Source organism: Mycolicibacterium obuense (assembly GCF_055397605.1).
The window spans coordinates 5,011,332-5,031,043 of the sequence record NZ_AP043663.1; the positions used below are offsets into that span (position 1 = coordinate 5,011,332).

The 19,712-nt window shown below is 69.5% G+C and carries 19 protein-coding genes; 13 read left to right on the forward strand and 6 right to left on the reverse strand.

What is annotated here, in order from left to right; genetic code table 11:
- Positions 1–18: 18 nt before the first annotated feature.
- Positions 19–1,005 carry an LLM class F420-dependent oxidoreductase gene (locus ACZ50N_RS24230; RefSeq protein WP_048422592.1) on the reverse strand — a complete coding sequence of 329 codons (987 nt, stop codon included), beginning with the start codon at positions 1,003–1,005 and terminating at the stop codon, positions 19–21.
- 93 nt (positions 1,006–1,098) lie between these two features.
- Here ACZ50N_RS24230 and ACZ50N_RS24235 point away from each other — a divergent pair, with 93 nt between their 5' ends.
- From ACZ50N_RS24235 to ACZ50N_RS24255, 5 genes are read left to right on the forward strand one after another with little or no spacing between them, the layout of a single operon-like run.
- Complete coding sequence (locus tag ACZ50N_RS24235) at positions 1,099–2,295, forward strand: DUF7847 domain-containing protein (RefSeq protein ID WP_110814722.1); 1,197 nt, start codon at positions 1,099–1,101, stop codon at positions 2,293–2,295.
- A gap of 1 nt (position 2,296) precedes the next feature.
- A complete protein-coding gene (locus ACZ50N_RS24240) occupies positions 2,297–2,947 on the forward strand; it encodes a DUF4129 domain-containing protein (RefSeq protein ID WP_464473975.1) in 651 nt (216 codons plus the stop codon).
- Positions 2,944–4,086: a DUF4350 domain-containing protein gene (locus tag ACZ50N_RS24245; protein ID WP_464473976.1), complete on the forward strand. Its 1,143-nt coding sequence runs from the start codon at positions 2,944–2,946 to the stop codon at positions 4,084–4,086. The genes ACZ50N_RS24240 and ACZ50N_RS24245 overlap by 4 nt, the downstream gene beginning before the upstream one ends.
- 50 nt (positions 4,087–4,136) lie before the next feature.
- A complete protein-coding gene (locus ACZ50N_RS24250) occupies positions 4,137–5,060 on the forward strand; it encodes an AAA family ATPase (RefSeq protein ID WP_162938624.1) in 924 nt (307 codons plus the stop codon).
- Positions 5,057–6,379, forward strand: coding sequence for a DUF58 domain-containing protein (locus tag ACZ50N_RS24255; RefSeq protein WP_464473977.1), 1,323 nt, complete (start codon positions 5,057–5,059; stop codon positions 6,377–6,379). The genes ACZ50N_RS24250 and ACZ50N_RS24255 overlap by 4 nt, the downstream gene beginning before the upstream one ends.
- Positions 6,380–6,383: 4 nt before the next feature.
- Here the strand turns inward: ACZ50N_RS24255 and ACZ50N_RS24260 are convergent, their stop codons facing one another.
- A complete protein-coding gene (locus ACZ50N_RS24260) occupies positions 6,384–7,376 on the reverse strand; it encodes a stage II sporulation protein M (RefSeq protein ID WP_464473978.1) in 993 nt (330 codons plus the stop codon).
- Positions 7,377–7,402: 26 nt separating this feature from the next.
- Between ACZ50N_RS24260 and ACZ50N_RS24265 the strand changes: the two genes are divergently transcribed.
- Positions 7,403–8,173 (forward strand): RDD family protein, encoded by a 771-nt coding sequence (locus ACZ50N_RS24265; RefSeq protein ID WP_048422587.1) that lies wholly within the window; start codon positions 7,403–7,405, stop codon positions 8,171–8,173.
- On the opposite strand, the gene ACZ50N_RS24270 is transcribed toward ACZ50N_RS24265, so the two are convergent.
- Positions 8,167–8,634: an anthrone oxygenase family protein gene (locus ACZ50N_RS24270; protein ID WP_048422620.1), complete on the reverse strand. Its 468-nt coding sequence runs from the start codon at positions 8,632–8,634 to the stop codon at positions 8,167–8,169. The two genes, ACZ50N_RS24265 and ACZ50N_RS24270, sit on opposite strands and share 7 nt — an antisense overlap.
- Before the next feature lie 80 nt (positions 8,635–8,714).
- Here ACZ50N_RS24270 and ACZ50N_RS24275 point away from each other — a divergent pair, with 80 nt between their 5' ends.
- Complete coding sequence (locus ACZ50N_RS24275; protein WP_464473979.1) at positions 8,715–9,635, forward strand: AraC family transcriptional regulator; 921 nt, start codon at positions 8,715–8,717, stop codon at positions 9,633–9,635.
- 1 nt (position 9,636) lies between these two features.
- Here the strand turns inward: ACZ50N_RS24275 and ACZ50N_RS24280 are convergent, their stop codons facing one another.
- Positions 9,637–10,962 (reverse strand): carotenoid oxygenase family protein, encoded by a 1,326-nt coding sequence (locus ACZ50N_RS24280; RefSeq protein ID WP_464473980.1) that lies wholly within the window; start codon positions 10,960–10,962, stop codon positions 9,637–9,639.
- Positions 10,963–11,077: 115 nt separating this feature from the next.
- On the opposite strand from ACZ50N_RS24280, the gene ACZ50N_RS24285 reads away from it, so the two are divergent.
- Together ACZ50N_RS24285 and ACZ50N_RS24290 are read left to right on the forward strand one after the other, a co-directional pair.
- A complete protein-coding gene (locus tag ACZ50N_RS24285; RefSeq protein ID WP_048422584.1) occupies positions 11,078–11,782 on the forward strand; it encodes a PadR family transcriptional regulator in 705 nt (234 codons plus the stop codon).
- Between the two features lie 62 nt (positions 11,783–11,844).
- Positions 11,845–12,858: an AraC family transcriptional regulator gene (locus ACZ50N_RS24290; protein ID WP_464473981.1), complete on the forward strand. Its 1,014-nt coding sequence runs from the start codon at positions 11,845–11,847 to the stop codon at positions 12,856–12,858.
- Here ACZ50N_RS24290 and ACZ50N_RS24295 read toward each other — a convergent pair whose 3' ends face one another.
- Positions 12,859–14,223, reverse strand: coding sequence for a DUF1254 domain-containing protein (locus ACZ50N_RS24295; RefSeq protein WP_046365869.1), 1,365 nt, complete (start codon positions 14,221–14,223; stop codon positions 12,859–12,861). It lies immediately after the preceding gene.
- A gap of 143 nt (positions 14,224–14,366) precedes the next feature.
- On the opposite strand from ACZ50N_RS24295, the gene ACZ50N_RS24300 reads away from it, so the two are divergent.
- Complete coding sequence (locus ACZ50N_RS24300) at positions 14,367–15,239, forward strand: oxidoreductase (protein WP_464473982.1); 873 nt, start codon at positions 14,367–14,369, stop codon at positions 15,237–15,239.
- Positions 15,240–15,293: 54 nt separating this feature from the next.
- Positions 15,294–16,916 (forward strand): peptide chain release factor 3, encoded by a 1,623-nt coding sequence (locus ACZ50N_RS24305; RefSeq protein WP_464473983.1) that lies wholly within the window; start codon positions 15,294–15,296, stop codon positions 16,914–16,916.
- Positions 16,917–16,964: 48 nt separating this feature from the next.
- Here the strand turns inward: ACZ50N_RS24305 and glpK are convergent, their stop codons facing one another.
- A complete protein-coding gene (gene glpK / locus ACZ50N_RS24310; RefSeq protein WP_464473984.1) occupies positions 16,965–18,482 on the reverse strand; it encodes a glycerol kinase GlpK in 1,518 nt (505 codons plus the stop codon).
- Positions 18,483–18,614: 132 nt separating this feature from the next.
- On the opposite strand from glpK, the gene ACZ50N_RS24315 reads away from it, so the two are divergent.
- Positions 18,615–18,938, forward strand: a complete 324-nt coding sequence (locus ACZ50N_RS24315) for a hypothetical protein (RefSeq protein ID WP_277243105.1) — start codon at positions 18,615–18,617, stop codon at positions 18,936–18,938.
- 32 nt (positions 18,939–18,970) lie between these two features.
- On the forward strand, positions 18,971–19,693 hold the full coding sequence (locus ACZ50N_RS24320; RefSeq protein WP_464473985.1) for a class I SAM-dependent methyltransferase: 723 nt from the start codon (positions 18,971–18,973) through the stop codon (positions 19,691–19,693).
- The last annotated feature ends 19 nt before the right edge of the window (positions 19,694–19,712 follow it).

Here is a 19,712-nt window from a genome sequence, read left to right on the forward strand (position 1 = left end):
CGTTTCACGACGCTCGTTTCACGACGCGGCGTCGCGCAGCTTCTCGAGCAGCGGTCCCGCGGCCTCGCTCAGGAACGCGTCCTGCGTGTCGCCGCCGACCTGGACCAGCGCGATGTCGGTGAACCCGGCCTTCCAGTACTCCGAGACGGCGTCGACGATCGCGTCGAGGTCGGGCCCGCACGGGATCGAGTCCGCGGTGTCCTCCGGTCGCACGAACTGGGTGGCTCCGTCGAAGCCCATCGTCGTCGGCAGGTCGGCGTTGACCGCCCACCCGCCGGCGAACCACCGGAACTGGTCGTGGGCGCGCTCGACCGCGGCGTCGCGGTCGGGGTCCCAGCTGATCGGGATCTGACCGATCACCCGGACATCCCCGGGCAGCCCGGTCGCGCGGCGGGCCTCGTGCCAGGCGTCGACAAGATCCTTGTTCGGCTCCACGGCGATCAGATGGTCGGCCAACGGGGCGAACGCCTCCACCGACCGGTCCCCGGAGACGGCCGCCGCGATCGGCACCGGCACCTCCGGCACATCCCAGATGCGGGCCGAATCGACCTCGAAATGTTCGCCTTTCCAGTCCACGAGCTCGCCGGTGTGCAGTTCGCGGATGATCTGGATGGCCTCGCGCAGCATCTCCTGGCGGCGTGCGACGGTCGGCCAGCGCTGCCCCACGACGTGCTCGTTGAGGTTCTCCCCCGTGCCGACCCCGAGGGTGAACCGGCCGTCGGCGAGGATCTGCAGCGTCGCCGCCTTCTGCGCGACGACGGCGGGGTGGTAGCGCATCGTCGGGCACGTCACATACGTCATCAACTCGACACGTTCGGTCGCGTGCGCCACCGCGCCCAGCACTGTCCACGCATAGGGGGCGTGCCCCTGCGAGGCCAGCCACGGGAAGTAGTGATCGCTGGAGACTTCGAAGTCGAAACCGGCTTGTTCTGCCGAAACAGCGTATCGGACAAGATCTTTGGGGCCACTCTGCTCGGTCATCAGGGTGTAGCCGAATCGGGTCATGCGGCGGGAGTACCCGGCACGCCCGTGCCGAAACGACCCGCCCTCCCGGGGGCCGCGTTGTCAAGATTCGGCGCGGTCGACAAGATGGTGATCATGACCCATGACGCCGGTGGATACGGCCCGCCCCCTGGCCCTCCCGCCGGCTACGGGCCACCGCCCGGTTACGGACCCCCTCCCGGCTACGGGCCACCGCCCGGTTACGGGCCACCGCCCGGCTACGGACCGCCACCGGGTTACGGGCCTCCGCCCGGGTGGTTTCCGCCGCCGGGCTTCGGGCCGGCACCGGGGTGGGGCCCTCCCCCGGTTCTGCGCCCCGGCATCGTGCCGCTGCGGCCGCTGACCTTGTCGGACATGTTCAACGGCGCGTTCGCCTACATGCGGGCCAATCCGAAAGCCACGCTGGGCCTGACCGCGATCGTCGTGGTCGCCGCGCAGGTGTTGGCGCTCATCCTGTCGCTGTGGCCCCTGGCCTTGAGCGGTGATGTCGAGCAGGCGATCGACAGTGCCGCGACCGGCGCGACCATGTTCGAGACGGGCGCGGGCATCGCGTCGATGCTGTCGAGCCTCACCGCGGGCCTGGCCACCGCGCTGTCGACGATCCTGTTGAGCGGCCTTCTGACCGTGGTCATCGGGCGCGCGATCTTCGGTTCCGGCATCACGATCGGCGAGGCGTGGCAGCGGTTGAAGCCGCGCCTGTGGGCGCTGCTCGGATTCACCGTGCTCGAGGCGGTCGGCGCGCTCGTGCTGATCGGCATCGGGGTGGCGATCGTCGCCGCGGTCGGGGTCTTCGTCAACGGGTGGGCGGCCGTGGCGGTCGCCATCCCGCTCGGCGTGGGGGCTCTGGCGGTTCTGGTCTACGTCGGGACCATGCTCGCGTTCACCCCCGCCGCGATCGTGTTGGAGCGTCTCGACATCGTCTCGGCGGTCCGCCGCTCGTTCGCGCTGATCCGCGGCGACTTTTGGCGGGTCCTGGGCATCCGCCTGCTCGCGATGCTGGTCGCCCAGCTGGTCGCCGGGGCCGTCGCGATCCCGTTCAGTTTCGGCGGCCAGGTGCTGCTGACCACCGGGAGCAGCGTGTCGGCTGCCATGGTCGCGCTGGTCATCATCGCGGTCGGGGGGGCGATCGGCCAGATCATCACCGGTCCGTTCAGCGCGGGAATCGTGGTGTTGCAGTACACCGACCGACGGATCCGCTCCGAGGCGTTCGACCTCGTGCTGCAGACCGGCGCGGTGCAGACGCCGACGGCAGCGCACTCCACCGACGATCTGTGGCTGACCGGCCGGCGGTGACGTGGCACCGATCGACATCGACCGGGACGCAGCCCGGGACGCGGCGCAGAACGAGCTGTCCAAAGCCATCTATCCACGGCCGTCGCTGACCGATCAACTCCTCGAATGGCTCGATCGCCTGCTCTACCGCATCACTTCCGAGGCAGCATCGCTACCGGGCGGCTGGGTGACCGTGACGGTCCTTCTGCTGTTGGCCGTCATCGCCGTCCTGGTGGTCATCCGCATCGCGCGACGAGCCATGCGCAGCAGCGGAACTGCCGACGACGAGTTGTTCGCCGGTCACGTGCTCACCGCGGCTGAACACCGAGCCACCGCGCAGCGTCATGCCGCGCAGGCCGAATGGACCCCCGCGATCGGCCACCGGCTGCGCGCGGTGGCCCGCCAACTGGAGGAAGACGGGGTCCTCAGCGCGGCCGCGGGTCGCACGGCGACCGAACTGGCCCAGGACGCCGGCCGCGCGCTGCCCGACATGGCATCCGAATTCGTCTCTGCCGCTGGGGTCTTCAACGACGTCAGCTACGGCAAGGTACCCGGTACCGAAGACCGGTATCGGACGGTGGCGGCTCTCGACGACGCCCTGGGTCGACGGCCGTCGACGGGTGCCGCGTCGCAGGGATCGTCGGCGCAGCCACCCTGGGCTCCGGTGCGATGACGACCGCGATCGGTCCGACGCTCGGGCAGCGATGGAAGACCTGGCGGTGGGTCCTGCTCGCGGTGGCCGCCATCGTCGCGGTCGCGACGCTGAGCACCTGGCTCACCGCGCCGCGCCCCGGCGGTCCACTGGAGGCCGCATCGACGTCTCCCGACGGCGCGCGCGCACTCGTCACCCTGTTGCGCGACAACGAAATCGACGTCGTCGTCGCCGAAACCCTGGCCGATGTCGAGCGCGCCGCCCGTCCGGACACCCTGCTGGTGGCCGGGCAGACGTTCTGGCTCTACGACGACGATCAGCTGCGCCGCCTGGCGGCTCTGCCCGGTGACCGGCTTCTCCTCGCCCCGATCGGCAAGACGCGCGAGGCGCTGGCACCGGCGGTGCGCAGCGGCGACGCCACCGAATTCGGCGGCCTGGCACCGGACTGCGATCTGCGCGAAGCACAGCGCGCGGGGCCGGTGCAGTTCGGCGCGGCAGACACGTTCACCGCGGCGGGCTCCACGGCCGTGACCCGCTGCTACGGCGGGGTGCTGGCCCGGTACGACGACGACGGCCGGACCGTCACCGTGGTGGGCGATTCCAGCTTCCTGACCAACGGCGGTCTGCTCGACGAGGGCAACGCCGCGCTGGCGATGAACCTCGCGGGCACGCGCACCACCGTGATCTGGTACGCACCCCAGCACGGAGAAGGCGCCGGGTCGGCGGGCGACGCCGACATCATGGACCTGATCCCCGACCAGGTCACCTGGGTGGTGCTCCAGCTCGTGGTGGCCGTCGCACTGCTCGCGCTGTGGCGGAGCCGCCGGGTGGGGCCGCTGGTCGCCGAACCGCTGCCGGTGGTGGTGCGTGCCTCGGAGACCGTGGAGGGCCGCGGCCGGTTGTACCGGTCACGACGGGCACGTGATCGCGCCGCCGACGCGCTGCGCGCCGCGGCCCGGCAACGTCTGCTGCCGCGGCTGGGCCTGCGACCCGACGCCGTCGCAGGGGCCGTCGTCGCCGCCGCCGCGGCGCAGCGCAGCGGGCAGGACCCCCAGTGGGTCGCCCATATCCTGTACGGGCGGCCGCCGGAGACCGACCCTGAGCTGGTGGCCCTGGCCGGCGCACTCGACGACATCGAAAGGCAGGTCGCGCAGTCGTGACACAGCCCAGCACAGCAGACCACTCCGAGCAGGGGGCCCGCACCGCGCTGATGGCTCTGCGCGCCGAGATCGGCAAGGTCGTGGTCGGTCAGGACGCGGTGGTGAGCGGCCTGGTCGTCGCGCTGCTGTGCCGCGGCCACGTCTTGCTCGAAGGGGTTCCCGGCGTCGCGAAGACGCTGTTGGTGCGCACGCTGGCGGCGGCGTTGCAGCTGGAGTTCAAGCGGGTGCAGTTCACCCCGGACCTGATGCCCGGTGACGTCACGGGTTCGCTGGTCTACGACGCCCGTACCGCGGAATTCACCTTCCGTGCCGGGCCGGTGTTCACCAATCTGCTTCTGGCCGACGAGATCAACCGCACGCCGCCCAAGACGCAGGCCGCCCTGCTGGAGGCGATGGAGGAGCGCCAGGTCAGCGTCGACGGCGATCCACGGGCGCTGCCCGACCCGTTCATCGTGGCCGCCACGCAGAACCCGATCGAGTACGAGGGCACCTACCAACTGCCCGAGGCCCAGCTGGATCGGTTCCTGCTCAAGCTCGACATCCCGCTGCCCCCGCGTGATCAGGAGATCGCGATCCTCGACCGGCATGCGCGCGGGTTCGACCCGCGGGATCTGTCCGCCGTGCGGCCCGTCGCGGGACCGGCGGAGTTGGCCGCGGGCCGGGAGGCGGTGCGGCGGGTGCTGGTCGCCGACGAGGTGCTCGGCTACATCGTCGACATCGTCGGCGCCACAAGGCATTCCCCGTCACTCAAGCTGGGGGTGTCGCCGCGTGGCGCGACGGCGCTGATGGCCACGGCACGGTCCTGGGCGTGGCTCTCGGGGCGCAACTACGTCACCCCCGACGACGTGAAGGCGATGGCCCGGCCGACGTTGCGGCATCGGGTGGCGCTGCGCCCGGAAGCCGAGCTGGAAGGCGCGAGCGCCGACGGCGTGCTGGACGGCATCCTCTCTGCGGTGCCGGTGCCCCGCTGGTGATCCTGACCGGGCGCACGGGGCTGATCGCCGCGGCGTGCGCAGTGCCGGTCGGGTTGTCACCCTATCCGGCAACCACTTTCGTTGTCCTGCTGGCGCTGCTCGCTGTCGCCGTGCTCGTCGACGTCGTGCTGGCAGGTAGTCCGCGCTCACTCGAGTTCGCCCGCAGCGGCACGCGATCGGCCCGGTTGGGGCAGCCGGTCGAGACCAGTCTGCGCATCGTCAATCGCGGGCGCTCGCGCTTCCGCGGCGTGGTGCGGGACGCATGGGCGCCCAGCGCGGCCGCGACACCGCGCACCCATCCTGTCGATCTCGCTGCTGGACAACAGGTTTCGATCATCACGCAGCTGAATCCGGTGCGGCGCGGCGACCAGGTGCCCGGGCCGGTGACCGCCCGGTCGCTGGGTCCTCTGGGGTTGGCGGGCCGGCAGAGTTCGCATCGGGTCGAGGGCGGGGTCCGCATCCTGCCGCCGTTCCTCTCGCGCAAGCACCTGCCGTCGCGGCTTGCCAGACTTCGTGAACTTGACGGTGCGACACCGGCGATGATCCGCGGCCAGGGTAGTGAATTCGACTCGCTGCGCGAATACGTGGTCGGTGACGACATCCGCTCGATCGACTGGCGGGCCACCGCCCGGCGCGCCGATGTGGTGGTGCGGACGTGGCGGCCGGAGCGGGACCGTCGAGTGGTGATCGTGCTGGACACCGGGCGGACGTCGGCGGGCCGCATCGGTGTCGATCCCACGGCGGCAGAGCCGGCGGGCTGGCCGCGGCTGGACTGGTCGATGGATGCGGCGCTGCTGCTGGCGGCGCTGGCGGCGCGGGCCGGCGATCACGTCGACTTCCTCGCCCACGATCGGGTGACCCGGGCCGGTGTGTTCAACGCGTCGCGCAACGATCTGCTGGCCCAGCTGGTGGAGGCGATGGCGCCGCTGGAGCCTGCGCTGGTGGAGTCCGACGCACGCGCGATGGTGGCGGCGGTGCTGCGGCGGGTGCGGCGCCGAGCGCTGGTGGTGCTGCTGACAGACCTGAACGCCACCGCGATCGACGAGGGGCTCATGGGTGTGCTCGGGCAGTTGACGGCCAAGCATCAGGTGCTGCTGGCCGCGGTGTCCGATCCGCGGGTCGACGCGCTCGCGGCGGGCCGCGCCGATGCGGTCGAGGTGTATGACGCCGCGGCCGCCGAGCGGGCCCGGGGCGATCGGCGGGACGTGGCGTCGCGGCTGCGCGGCCGCGGTGTGGATGTCGTCGACGCCCCGCCGGAGGAGCTGGCGCCGGCCCTCGCCGATCACTACCTGGCGCTGAAAGCCACCGGCCGCCTGTAGGGGGTCAGCCCGTCGGCACGTAGTCGGGGGCGTCGTCGATGTCCCCGGTCTCGCCGCGGCGCATCGCCCGCCGGCCGAAATACACCACGTAGCCGATGAAGCAGGCTTCCGCGGCCACACCGATCGCGATCCGCACGAACGTGGGCAGCGGCGACGGCGTGACGAAGGCCTCGATCAGCCCCGCGACCGCCAGCACCGCGACCAGCCCCACTGCCACCGAGATCATCGCCCGGCCCTGCTCGGCGAGCACCTGCGCACGCGGCCGATCCCCCGGCGAGACCACCGACCAGCCGAGCCGCATGCCCGCCGCCGCGGCGAGGAACACCGCCGTCAACTCGATGAGGCCGTGCGGTGTGATCAGCCCGAGGAACACGTCGCCGCGGCCCGCACTGAACATCACGCCCGCGAGGACTCCGAAGTTCAGCGCGTTCTGGAACAGGATGTACGGGATCGGGATTCCGAGCAGGATCGCGGCCACCACGCACTGCGCGGCGATCCACGCGTTGTTCGTCCACACGCTGAACGCGAACGACGCGGCGGGATGCTCGCTGTAGTAGTCGGCGAACTCCGAGTTGACCAGCTGCTGGACCTCGCTCGGTGTGCCGATGGTCGCCTGCACCTCGGGCGTGCCGGCGACCCACACCGCCAACGCCACCGACACGACGAAGAACGCGACCGCAGTGCCCGCCCACCACCGCCAGGAGCGGTACGCGACGACGGGGAACGACACCGTCCAGAACCGCACGAACTCCCGCCACAGCGGGGCGTGCGCGGACGTGACGACGGAGCGGGCCCGCGCCACCAGGCTGGAGAGCTTTCCGATGAGCACCGCGTCCGCCGACGACGACCGCGCCATCGACAGGTGCGTCGACACCCGCTGGTAGAGGTCCACCAGTTCGTCGGCTTCGGCGCCGGTGAGCCGCCGGCGCCGTTTCACCAGATGGTCGAGACGGTCCCAGGCCGGCCGGTGCGCCAGCACGAACGCGTCGACATCCACGCGGTCGACTTTAGTAGCGTGGCGTCATGGTCAGTCCGCAGCAACCGGTGGTGACCGGTGACGCGGTCGTTCTCGACATCCAGATCGCCCAGTTGCCGGTCCGCGTCGTGGCGACGGTGATCGACGTCGTCGTCATCGTGATCGTCTACGTGCTGGGCGTGGTGCTGTGGGCGCTGACGCTCTCGCAGTGGGATTCGGCACTCTCCGATGCGGTGCTGATCGTGTTCATCGTGCTGGGCCTGGTCGGCTATCCGGTGGCGTTCGAGACGGCCACCCGGGGCCGGTCGCTGGGCAAGATGGCGATGGGGCTGCGCGTGGTCTCCGACGACGGCAGCCCAGAACGGTTCCGCCAGGCCCTTTTTCGTGCGCTGGCCGGCTATCTGGAGATCTGGCTGCTGATGGGCGGCCCGGCCGTGATCTGCAGTCTGGTGTCCCCGCAGGGCAAACGGATCGGCGACATCTTCGCGGGCACGGTCGTGATCACCGAACGGGGCCCGCGGATGGCGCCGCCGCCGATGATGCCGCCGCAACTCGCCCCGTGGGCCTCGACTCTCGAACTGTCGGCGCTGCGGCCCGAAAGTGCCGAAATGGCGCGGCAATTCCTGAGCCGGGCGCATCAGCTCGACCCGCGCGTGCGTGACGAGATGGCCGGCCGCATCACCGGGGAGGTGGTCGCGCAGATCTCCCCGCCGCCCCCGCCGGGCACGCCGGCCGGTCAGGTACTCGCGGCGGTGCTCGCCGAGCGGCACCGCCGGGCCCTGTCGCGGCTGCGGCCACCGGCCCCGAATCCCTACTGACGCACCACGCCGATCATCGTCAGCGCCGCGGCGACCAGGCTCGTGACCGTCCGCACGTGGTTCCACGAGGTCCAATTCGCCAGGTAGGCCTGCCACACCTCAGGTGTGGCGACGGCTGCGTCGAGCCCGTCATTCAGAGGCACGTTCGCCGCCACGGTGACGACCGCCCCCGCCACCCCGAGGACCGCGCCGGCCAGAAGCCACCCTCGACCCGGCGACGAGACCACCGCTGCCATCACCCCCATCGCGATGGCCAGCAGCGCGGCCCCGAAGTACGCGAGGAGGAACGTCGCGCTGGTCTGCGCCGCGGCGTTGATCCCCCGCATCGCCGCGATGGCGTCCTGCGGGCCGGCGCGGTCCAGCCCGCCCATCACGAACGTCGAGAACACGAACATCATGCCGCCCGCCGCCGCGCTGGCCAGCGCGGAAGCGGACGAGACGACAGTCAGGGTGCTGGTCATCAGCACAGTCCACACGTCTCACCGAAGACTATCCATAGGTGAAAACCGCATACGCATCATCGAGCGTCTACGCTGCCGGCATGGATGCACTCGCCGGATTGCTGGACGGCATCCGCGCCCGGGGTGCCTTCATCCTGCGGATGCGGCTGGACCCGCCGTGGTCGATGCGGGTGTGCGACGAGGCGCCGCTGACGGTCATCTGTCAGACCCACGGCCGCGCGGTCATCGTCCCCGCCGACGGGCAGCCGGTCGAGCTGACGGCGGGCCAGCTGGCGCTGACGCGCGGCACCGAGCCCTACGTGTTCGCCGACGATGCCGGCACACGACCGATGATCGTCATCCATCCCGGTCAGCGCTGCACGACGGTGTCGGGGGACGATCTGCGTTTCGAGATGTCCTTGGGGGTGCGCACCTGGGGCAACAGCAGCACCGGCGCGTGCCGGTCGGTGATCGGCGCCTACGAGGGGCACAGCATCGTGGGTGCCCGCCTCCTCGACGCGCTGCCTCCGGTGGCCGTGATGCCTGCCGATCCGGCGCTGGTCACGTTGCTGTCGCACGAGGCCGGCCGTGACGGTCCGGGACAGGAGACGTACCTGGACCGGCTGCTGGATCTGTTGCTGATCACCGCGGTCCGCGCGTGGTTCGACCGCGATGAGGCGGCCCCGACCTGGTGGCGGGCCGAGCACGACGCGCTGATCGGTCCTGCCCTGAAGTTGATGTACCGCAATCCTTCTCATCCGTGGACGGTGCAGCGGCTGGCGGCTACGGTCGGATGCTCCCGGGCGGCGTTCGCCCGCCGCTTCACCGATCTGGTCGGCGAGCCGCCGATCGCTTTTCTGACGGGCTGGCGGCTCGCACTTGCAGCTGATCTGCTCCACTCGGGCGCCACGGTTGCCGCGGTGGCCCGCCAGGTGGGCTACGGCAGCCCGTTCGCGCTCAGCACCGCGTTCAAGCGGGTGTACGGTGTGAGCCCGCAGCAGCATCGCACGGCGGCTCGTTGACTCAGTCGGAGATCCAGTTGCCGTGAAATCCGTACGGAACACGTTGCGGGAGAGTGATTCTGGCGACGGGCGGGCCGGTGAAGTCAGCGGCGTCGATGATCACGAGATCGCTGCCGTCCCGCGCGGCGTCGTAGACGTAGGCCAGATACCAGCCGCTGCTCTCGTCGGCTGGGCCGTCGGCGGGTACGAACACGGCCTCTCCCGGCCCTCCCGGGGCGGCCTCGGTGCCGAAGCGGTGCTCCTGGGCGGCGCCGGAGACGAGGTCGTGACGGATCAGGCCGGCACCGGCGACGGACACCGAGAAGCGTGCCGGAAGGGTCACCAACCGGTCGTCGATCCGCGGGAACTCCACCGCCCGGTCGTCGAGCTGCGCTTCGGTGACGGTGCCGCGGCGCAGGTCGATCGTCCACGTCCACATGACGGCTTTGGGTCCGAAATCGCTGCTGTCTCGCCATAATTCGGGATACCGCACCGCCTGTAGGATCAATCCATCGTCGGTGTCGTGGGCGTTGACGACGTGGAACACGTAGCAGGGGTCGATGTCGAACCAGCGCACCTCACCGAACGGATCCGCGCGGCGCAGCACGCCCAGCCGCGCTCCGTAGTCGTCCTCCCAGCGGAACGGCATGGTGCCGCGCATCGCGGCCTCGAGGTTGAACACCACCGGAAGATCCATGAAGACAACATGATCGGCGGTCAGCGCGAAGTCGTGCATCATCGTCATCGCGGGTACGTCGACGGGTCGGTTGATCACCAGGTCACCGGAGGCGTCCGCGCGGTGATAGGTGACGTTGGGGCCGAGTAGGTTTCCGTAGCCGAAGAAGTGCAGCTCGCCTGTCGTCGGGCAGATCTTGGGGTGCGCGGTCATCGCGTCGACGAGCTTGCCGCCGAAGTCGTAGGCCCCGATGGTATCCAAATCATTGGTGATCTCGTACGGCAGTGAGGATTCCACGAGCGCCAGGGTCTTGCCGGCGTGGTTGACGATGTGGGTGTTCGCGACGCTGGAGCGCAGGTTGCGCGTGCCGTCGGGGTTGTAGACACCGAACGGTTCGTCGAAGCTGTCGGTGCGCACCCACCGGTTGCGGTACCACGCCGCCCGGCCGCCTTCGATGCGCACGCCGTGCACCATGCCGTCCCCGGTGAACCAGTGTCCGCCGTCGGCGCGGGGGTTGGGTCCGTTGCGCAGGTACCAGCCCGACAGGTCGGCGGGGATCGCACCCTCGACGGGCAGGTCGAAGGCAGTGAGCTCGTCGGGCACGGGCGCGTAGTTGCCGGTGCGGAACGTGTCGACGGGGGCCGCCTGGCCATCGATGTCGGTGTCGGTCATCACCCCAGCCTGACACCTCAGGAGAAAATTGGACGTTGCATCTCGATAGTTCTCGATATATCGTCAATGCATCGGAGCGCAGACTGGCGCTCCCCATGACGTAAGGACACACCACATGAACACCCCATTCACCCCTCCAGAGCGCGGCTTCGGTTTCGGGTTCGGCCCGCAGGACCGGCGCGCGCTGCATGAACACCGCAGGCAGGCTCGTCGCGAATTCAGGGATCACGTGCGCGAGCACCGCGGGCAGGCCGGTTTCGGCCCCTTCGCGCCGGGTGGACCCGGCGGCCCCGGGTTCGGACCTGGCTTCGGATTCGGACCTGGACCCGGGCCCTTCGGATTCGGTGCGGGCGGACGCGGCGGCGGCCGGCGCGGCGGCGGTCGCGGCCGGCGCGGCGATGTGCGCGCAGCCATCCTCGCGCTGCTCGCAGAGCGGCCGATGCACGGCTACGAGATGATCCAGGAGATCGACGCGCGCAGCCAGCAGCTGTGGAAGCCGAGCCCCGGTTCGGTGTATCCCACTCTGCAGTTGCTCGTCGACGAAGGTCTGCTGGTGGCGACCGAAAGCGAAGGCAGCAAGAAGCTTTTCGAGCTGACCGACGATGGTCGCGCCGCCGCGGAGAAGATCGAGACCCCGCCGTGGGACGAGATCACCTCGGGCGCCGACCCGACGGCGATGGGCCTGCGCACCGCCGTCGGCCAGCTGATGGGAGCGGTCGCGCAGTCTGCGCACGCCGCCACCAGTGAGCAGCAGCAGCGCATCGTCGAGATCGTCAACACCGCGCGACGGGAGATCTATCAGATCCTCAGCGAGGACTGAACATCGAACAGGGGGGCGGCGTGGACTTGACCACGTCGCCCCCCTCTCCCGATCCTGTGGGCATGGAGCTGATCGCCGCCACGGCGATGCACGGTTTCGCCGAGCTGACGGCCGAGCTCGGCGGGGACGCCGAGGCTGTCCTGACGCCGCTGGGTCTGCGGGTCGAGGACTGCGGCCGCACGGATGTTTTCGTGCCGTTGCGCCATGCGATCCACGCCGCCGAGCGGACGGCCGCGCTGACCCGGACACCGGACTTCGGGCGCCGGCTCGCCTTGCGCCAGGGCATCGAAGTAATCGGCCCGCTCGGCGTGGCGGCCCGGACAGCGCAGACCGTCGGCGAGGCGCTAGGGATCCTCGAGAACTTCATGGGCGCTTACAGTCCCGCGATCGCCGTGCACCTCGGGGATGATGGACCGCGCGAGGACGTCGTGTTCTGGCAGTGGCGGTTGGGCCTGGATCCGCCGGTCCGCCACCATCAGACCGCCGAGCTGTCCCTGGGAATCATGCTGCGCCTGCTGCGCCTGTTCCTCGGCGCCGACTATGCGCCGCTGTCTGTACATCTGGCCCACGCACCGCTCTCGGCCCAATCGGACTACACCAGGTATTTCGGCGCTTCGGTCCACTTCAACCACACCGTCAACGGATTCACGCTGAACGCGCTCGATCTGACTCGTCCGCTGGCGGAGGAATCCGACAGTCATCAGGCCGCGATCGACGCATTGGTCGGCGTGATCGACTCCTGCGGCTCGTCCGCCGCGCAGTCCGTGGCGCGGCTGACGGGTCCGCTGCTCCCGGGCGGCACCGTGACCGTCGAGACCGTAGCCAAGCAATTCGGCCTCCATCCCAAATCTCTGCAACGCCGGCTGGCCGCGGAGGGCACCTCGTTCTCCGCCGTGATCGACGGTGTCCGGCGCGACATCGCGATCCGAATCCTGCGAGACACCGACGTGAGCCTGGTGCAGCTGTCACGCCAACTCGGATTCGCCGAGCCGGCGGTACTCACCCGTGCGTGCCAGCGCTGGTTCGGCAGCACGCCGAGCGCCTATCGCACCCGATTGCGTTGCGCTGCAGAGTGATCAGCCCGCACTGACCTGCGGCGGGACCCAGCTGCCGCCCACTATCGACGGTGGCGTCTCCGTCGGCCAATAGAGCCGCAACATCAGGACGAACTCGCCTCGCGGTGCCGGCAACCAGTTGGCGTGCTTGTCCGTACCGGGATCGTCGGCCTGGATGTACAGGTCGACCGAGCCGTCGGGGTTGTACTGAAGATCGTCTCGCTGGCTCAGCGTGTACCTGTTCAACGGGTTGTCGACGAAGAAGTAGTCGGAGTCGTACATGGTCAGCGACCAGAATCCCCTCACCGGGGGCAACTCTCCGTCCTCGAAGTGCAGCACGTGGGCCGACGTACCGCGGTACTTCTCGCCCGGCGCCGGGCCCTCGGACTTTGGATAGACGGCGTCGGCGGACAGGTTCGCTCCCAACCCGATCGCGGTCACGTATGCCCGAAACTGGTAGTCGGTGCCGTACTCACCGAGATGGGTCGAATACTGCCAGCCGTTGGCGTATGCGAGGGTCCCCGCCGCGACGGCGTCATCGGCTCCGGACATGATCATGCGCTGGGCGGGTCCGGGCGCTGCGGCAATGGCCTCGCGAACCTGCGGGTCGAGCGAGTCGACGTCGAGGGATTGTCCCGCCACGATTCCCAGCGCCGCCAGCGTGTCGATCAGCGGCGCGTCGGCGGCCACCGGCGGATTGGTCCTCAGGAGGTCGGCCAGCACCGTGAAGTAGGACTCTCCGGAAAGACCGTTGACCTGCTCCCGCACCGCGGTCGTCATGTCCACCGTCGGGTCCACGGCGCCCGGCGTGGGGGTGTAGGGCGTGCCGAAGCTCGACAGCGGCACCGCGGTTATCTGGTCCTGCAACCCGTGCACCGCCTCGTAGTCCTGCGCGGTGCCGCTGCAGTAGATGCGGCCCAGCAGCCAGACCAGCGCGGTCGGAGACGCGTACTCGACGACGCCGGGCGGCAGGGTGCCCCGCCAGCGGGGGCCGGTGATCGCGAAGGTCTGCGCTGCACCGCCGGTCGTGCGCGAACCCGGGGATGCGAAGACGTTGGTCCAGCCGTCGAGCATCGGCAGCAGGAAGTAGCGGTCGCCCATGTCGGGCACGCTGATCACCCAGGGTTCTTCGTCGACGTCGAACCATGCGGTCGTGTAGAGGGTGTCGGCGTTGGGCGCCGTGACGGCCCGGAACTGCGCGTTCGGGTACTGCCTCATCCGCACGAACTGACCCATCGGCGCGGCGGTTCCCGCGGGGGTGGCGGCGTTGGTGAGAACTCGCCGGGTGTACTCCATGGTCACCAGCGGATAGCCGAACACGTAGGCCTCGACGGCACGAGCGCTGGCCGCGTTCGCGGCGGTCGGTGATTGGCTGACGGTCGTCACGGTGTCTCCTCGTGTCGTGGGGCTGCGCTGATCGTGACAATCGCAGCCCGAGTGCGCCTTGATCGCAGAGGACGGATTCCACCGTCGGTGTCGGATCTGCTCATGGGGGATGAAACCGCGCCGGTTTGGTGTATGTAGACACCATGGAGACCTTCAGCCTCGGGAACCACGTCGTCGGCCGTGTCGGATTCGGCGCCATGCAGCTGCCCGGTCCGGGCGTGATGGGTCCGCCCCGCGACCACGACCAGGCCATCGCAGTTTTGACAAGGGCACTCGAGCTGGGCATCAACCACATCGACACCGCCCAGTTCTACGGACCGAACGTGGCCAACGAGCTGATCCGCGAAGCCCTGCACCCCTATCCCGAGAACCTGGCCCTGGTCAGCAAGGTCGGAGCCCGCCGCGACGAGGCCGGCAACTGGAATCCCGCCCAGCAGCCCGACGAGTTGCGCGCCGACATCGAACAGAACCTCGAGACCCTGGGCGCCGACCGCATCGCCGCGGTCAACCTGCGCATCCACTCGGGTGATCCCAACAGCGTCGGGCCCGTCGACACCGACCTGTTCCCCCGCCAGCTCGACGCGATGATCGCCGCGCGCGACGAGGGGTTGATCGAGGGCATCGGGTTGAGCAGCGCGTCGGAAGACCACCTGCGCATCGCGTTGGACAAGACCGAGATCGTCACGGTGCAGAACGCCTACAACCTGGTCGACCGGAGGTCGCAGTCGGTCCTTCAGCTGTGCGCCGAGCACGGCATCTCGTTCGTGCCGTTCTTCCCGCTGGGTTCGGCGTTCGCGGCCGACAACCCTGTCCTGGGTCATCCCGCGGTGCGGGCCGAGGCCGAGAAGCTGGGCCGTACGCCGGCGCAGATCGCGCTGGCGTGGACGCTGACCGTGGCGCCCAACGTGCTGCTGATCCCCGGCACGTCCTCGGTGGCGCACCTGGAGGAGAACACGGCCGTCGCCGACATCGAGCTCGACGACGAGACCAAGCAGGCACTCGACGCTGCCGCCTAGCCTCGACCAGCGATTCTTCGTTTCGCCGCCGGCGGCAATACCATCGAGGTCATCATGACGACTTCCACCGCCGGGTCTCGGCCCGACCAGTTGTCGGCCGAAGCGCAGCGCCGACGGACCTTCGCCGTCATCAGTCACCCCGACGCCGGCAAGTCCACGCTGACGGAGGCTCTGGTGCTGCACGCCAAAGCCATCACCGAGGCCGGCGCCATCCACGGCAAGGCCGGGCGCCGTTCCACCGTGTCGGACTGGATGGAGATGGAGAAGGCGCGCGGCATCTCGATCACGTCGACGGCGCTGCAGTTCCCGTACGTCACCAAGACCGGCTCGACCTGTGTGATCAACCTGCTCGACACCCCGGGTCACGCCGATTTCTCCGAGGACACCTACCGCGTGCTGACCGCCGTCGATTCGGCGGTCATGCTCATCGACGCGGCCAAGGGCCTGGAACCGCAGACGCTCAAGCTGTTCCAGGTGTGCCGCCATCGCCGCATCCCGATCATCACGGTGATCAACAAGTGGGACCGCCCCGGCCGGTATGCGCTCGAGCTGATCGACGAGATCCAGACGCGCATCGGGCTCAAGCCGACACCGCTGACGTGGCCGGTCGGCATCGCCGGCGATTTCAAGGGCGTGCTGGATCGGCGCACCGGTAACTACATCCGGTTCACCCGCACCGCCGGCGGCGCCACCGCGGCGCCCGAGGAGCACATCGACCCGGACCGAGCCCACGACGCCGCGGGCGTGGACTGGGACACCGCGGTCGAGGAGTCGGAGCTGCTCAGCGCCGACGACGCGGATTTCGATCCCGAGACGTTCCGGAACTGCACGTCGAGCCCGGTGCTGTTCACCTCGGCGGCCCTCAACTTCGGGGTGAACCAGCTGCTGGACGTGTTGGCCGAGCTCGCCCCGCCGCCCTCGGGGGCACTCGACGCCGAGGGCCACCGGCGGGAGGCGACGGCACCGTTCAGCGCATTCGTGTTCAAGGTGCAGGCCGGTATGGATTCGGCGCACCGGGACCGAATCGCCTATGCGCGTGTGTGTTCGGGCACCTTCGAGCGCGGTGACGTGCTGACCCATGCGGCGACGGGCAAACCGTTCGTCACCAAGTACGCGCAGACGGTGTTCGGTCAGCAGCGGTCCACGTTGGACACCGCGTGGCCCGGCGATGTCATCGGTTTGGCGAACGCACAGGCACTGCGTCCCGGGGACACGCTGTATTCCGAAGTGCCCGTGGTGTATCCGCCGATTCCCAGCTTCTCCCCCGAGTACTTCGCGGTCGCGCGCGGCAAGGATCCGAGTAAGCACAAGCAGTTCCGCAAGGGCATCGAGCAGCTGGACCAGGAGGGTGTGGTGCAGGTGCTGCGCTCCGATCGGCGCGGTGAGCAGGCGCCGGTACTGGCCGCGGTCGGCCCTATGCAGTTCGAGGTGGCCAGCCATCGGATGGCCAGCGAGTTCGGCGCCGCGATCACCTTGGAATCGTTGCCCTACACCGTCGCTCGGATCTGCGACGCCGACGGCGCCGAGGTGCTGCAGAGGCTGGCCTCGGTGGAGGTGCTCACCCGCAGCGATGGCGTGCTGCTCGCGGTGTTCTCCACCAAGTGGCGGCTGGAGAACGTGGCGCGGGAGAACCCCGACGTCACGTTGCGCTCGCTGGTCGCCGCCGGCGACAACTAGCGATTTCGGCGTGCTTGTCGTCGCTCAGCGTTGACAAGCACGCCGAAATCACTCGACGTCGACCCAGTCCAGCGTGCGGGACACCGCCTTCTGCCACCCCTCGTATCCCTCGGCGCGCTGGTCATCGGACCAGTCCGGCGACCAGCACTTGTCCTCCTGCCAATTCGCGCGCAGATCGTCGGCGCCCTCCCAGAACCCGACGCCGAGGCCCGCGGCATAGGCCGCGCCCAGCGCCGTGGTCTCGGCGACCACGGGCTTCACCACGTCGACGCCGAGCACATCGGCCTGGATCTGCATGCACAGGTCGTTGGCGGTGATACCGCCGTCGACCTTGAGCACCTCCAGGTGCACCCCGGAGTCGGCCTCCATCGCGTCGACGACGTCGCGGCTCTGGTAGCAGATCGCCTCGAGCGTCGCGCGGGCCACGTGCGCGTTGGTGTTGTAGCGGGACAGCCCGACGATCGCGCCGCGCGCATCCGAACGCCAATACGGCGCAAAGAGACCCGAGAACGCGGGGACGAAGTAGACGCCGCCGTTGTCCTCCACCTGGCGGGCCAGGGACTCGCTCTGCGACGCTCCGCTGATGATGCCGAGTTGGTCGCGCAGCCACTGCACCGCCGAGCCGGTCACTGCGATCGAACCCTCCAGCGCGTACACGGGTTTCGAGTCACCGAACTGGTAGCACACGGTGGTCAACAGTCCGTTGTCGGAGCGGACGATCTTCTCCCCGGTGTTGAGGAGCAGGAAATTGCCTGTGCCATAGGTGTTCTTGGCTTCGCCTTCGGCGAGGCAGACCTGTCCGACCATCGCCGCCTGCTGGTCGCCGAGGATGCCGGTGATCGGGATCTCGCCGTCGGCGGGGCCGGTGTCCAGGGTGGTACCGAACGGTTCGGTCACCGACGACGGCCGGATCTCGGGCAGCATCTGACGCGGGATGCCGAAGAACGAGAGCAGTTCGTCGTCCCAGTCGAGCGTCTCGAGATTCATCAGCATCGTGCGGCTGGCGTTGGTGACGTCGGTGACGTGCACTCCGCCGCGGTGCCCTCCGGTGAGATTCCACAGCACCCAGGTGTCGGTGGTGCCGAAGATGGCGTCACCCTTCTCGGCGTCGTCGCGTACCCCGTCGACGTTGTCGAGGATCCACTGCACCTTGCCGCCCGCGAAGTAGGTGGCCGGCGGCAGGCCTGCCTTGCGGCGGATGATGTCGCCGCGCTCGTCGCGGTCCAGCGCCGAGGCGATGCGGTCGGTGCGGGTGTCCTGCCACACGATCGCGTTGTAGTACGGACGTCCCGTTTTGCGATTCCACACCAGCGACGTCTCGCGCTGGTTGGTGATGCCGAGCGCGGCGAGGTCGCCGGCGGCCAGGTTCGTCTTGTTCAGCGCCGTCGCCAGCACCGAACCGGTGCGCTCCCAGATCTCCACGGGGTTGTGCTCGACCCAGCCGGCGCGCGGCAGGATCTGCTCGTGTTCGAGTTGATGGCGGCCCACCTCGGCGCCGTCGTGGTCGAAGATCATGCACCGGGTGCTGGTGGTGCCCTGGTCGATTGCTGCGACGAAGTCGGCCATCCGTCCATGATGAACTACCGGGCCGGGCCGATCGGCCGAACACCTCGCCGGGTCGCGCTAGAGTTCGCGAAGGCGCGACGAAAGGTGCCGATCATCAACATTCGACCCCGCCACCACAGGCTCGCCGGTCTCATGGCCGCCGCAGCGGCCGCGTCGCTCCTGCTCAGCGGGCCCGCCCTCGCCCAGCCGGCGCCCCCACCCGTCGACCCGCGGAGCGGTTGCGAAAACCCCGAATTCGGCGGCGTCTACGTCCCCGTGACCGCGACACACGCCGAATGCCAGTACATCGTCGCGGGCAGTTTCTACTACGACGGGTACGACGACGGCGTCTACACCGGCACGCTCGTGTACCGCGACGGGGCGAAGGTGCCCACCGAGCGGCCGCAGATCCCCGAGTTGTTCACCATGCCCGGCGGCGGTCTGCCGCCCGTCGTGCCGTTCCAGGTGGGGCCCTGACCACCGCGAGCGACGTCGCGCGCCTGGCGGACATGCCCCGCGGCGGCCCCAAGGCGTCCTGCCTGGATCGTCTGTTGGAGACCGACCGCCAGGAGTACCTGGACCGCGACGACGTCGATCCGCAGATCAAGCGCAGCGTGATCCGCGCGCTGGACTGGACCGGTGATGTGTTCGGCAACCACGACCGGTTCGCCACCCTCGCGCTCGAACAGGTCGCCGACGTGCCCGACCCGCGAATTCTCGAGCTGGGTGCCGGACACGGCGGCTTGTCGCGTCGGCTCCTCGAGTGGCATCCGAGCGCCCGCGTCACCGTCACCGACGTCGCTCCCGAATCTGTCGCGGCCATCACCGCCGAGCTGGGCGCCCATCCCCGCGCCACCGTCGCACAGATGGATGCCACCGCCCTCGACGCCGATGACGGCGCGTTCGATCTCGCGGTGTTCGCGCTGTCGTTCCACCACCTGTCGCCGACGGACGCGGCGGCGGTCCTCGCCGAGGGCACCCGCGCGGCCACCACACTGCTGATCATCGACTTACCCCGGCCGCCCGCACCGCTGCACCTGGCCCGGCTGGCGACGATGCTGCCACTCGCCCCGTTCCTGCCGTTCGCCCACGATGGCGTGATCAGCTCGCTGCGGGCGTACAGCCCGTCGGCGCTGCGCGCGCTGGCCCGCCACGCCGATCCGGACATGCACGTCGAACTGCGCGGCGGCTGCCTCAGCCCGCAGGTGATGCTCGCGACCCGCGCTGGCTGAGACCCTTGCCGGCCAACTG

What these genes read in the sequence shown, in the direction of transcription:
- ACZ50N_RS24230 (WP_048422592.1), bottom strand. Translation starts at nt 1,005, where the DNA reads ATGACCCGATTCGGCTACACCCTGATGACCGAGCAGAGTGGCCCCAAA.
- ACZ50N_RS24235 (WP_110814722.1), top strand. Translation starts at nt 1,099, where the DNA reads ATGACCCATGACGCCGGTGGATACGGCCCGCCCCCTGGCCCTCCCGCC.
- ACZ50N_RS24245 (WP_464473976.1), top strand. Translation starts at nt 2,944, where the DNA reads ATGACGACCGCGATCGGTCCGACGCTCGGGCAGCGATGGAAGACCTGG.
- ACZ50N_RS24250 (WP_162938624.1), top strand. Translation starts at nt 4,137, where the DNA reads ATGGCTCTGCGCGCCGAGATCGGCAAGGTCGTGGTCGGTCAGGACGCG.
- ACZ50N_RS24265 (WP_048422587.1), top strand. Translation starts at nt 7,403, where the DNA reads ATGGTCAGTCCGCAGCAACCGGTGGTGACCGGTGACGCGGTCGTTCTC.
- ACZ50N_RS24270 (WP_048422620.1), bottom strand. Translation starts at nt 8,634, where the DNA reads ATGACCAGCACCCTGACTGTCGTCTCGTCCGCTTCCGCGCTGGCCAGC.
- ACZ50N_RS24275 (WP_464473979.1), top strand. Translation starts at nt 8,715, where the DNA reads ATGGATGCACTCGCCGGATTGCTGGACGGCATCCGCGCCCGGGGTGCC.
- ACZ50N_RS24280 (WP_464473980.1), bottom strand. Translation starts at nt 10,962, where the DNA reads ATGACCGACACCGACATCGATGGCCAGGCGGCCCCCGTCGACACGTTC.
- ACZ50N_RS24285 (WP_048422584.1), top strand. Translation starts at nt 11,078, where the DNA reads ATGAACACCCCATTCACCCCTCCAGAGCGCGGCTTCGGTTTCGGGTTC.
- ACZ50N_RS24290 (WP_464473981.1), top strand. Translation starts at nt 11,845, where the DNA reads ATGGAGCTGATCGCCGCCACGGCGATGCACGGTTTCGCCGAGCTGACG.
- ACZ50N_RS24300 (WP_464473982.1), top strand. Translation starts at nt 14,367, where the DNA reads ATGGAGACCTTCAGCCTCGGGAACCACGTCGTCGGCCGTGTCGGATTC.
- ACZ50N_RS24305 (WP_464473983.1), top strand. Translation starts at nt 15,294, where the DNA reads ATGACGACTTCCACCGCCGGGTCTCGGCCCGACCAGTTGTCGGCCGAA.
- glpK (WP_464473984.1), bottom strand. Translation starts at nt 18,482, where the DNA reads ATGGCCGACTTCGTCGCAGCAATCGACCAGGGCACCACCAGCACCCGG.
- ACZ50N_RS24315 (WP_277243105.1), top strand. Translation starts at nt 18,615, where the DNA reads ATGGCCGCCGCAGCGGCCGCGTCGCTCCTGCTCAGCGGGCCCGCCCTC.
- ACZ50N_RS24320 (WP_464473985.1), top strand. Translation starts at nt 18,971, where the DNA reads ATGCCCCGCGGCGGCCCCAAGGCGTCCTGCCTGGATCGTCTGTTGGAG.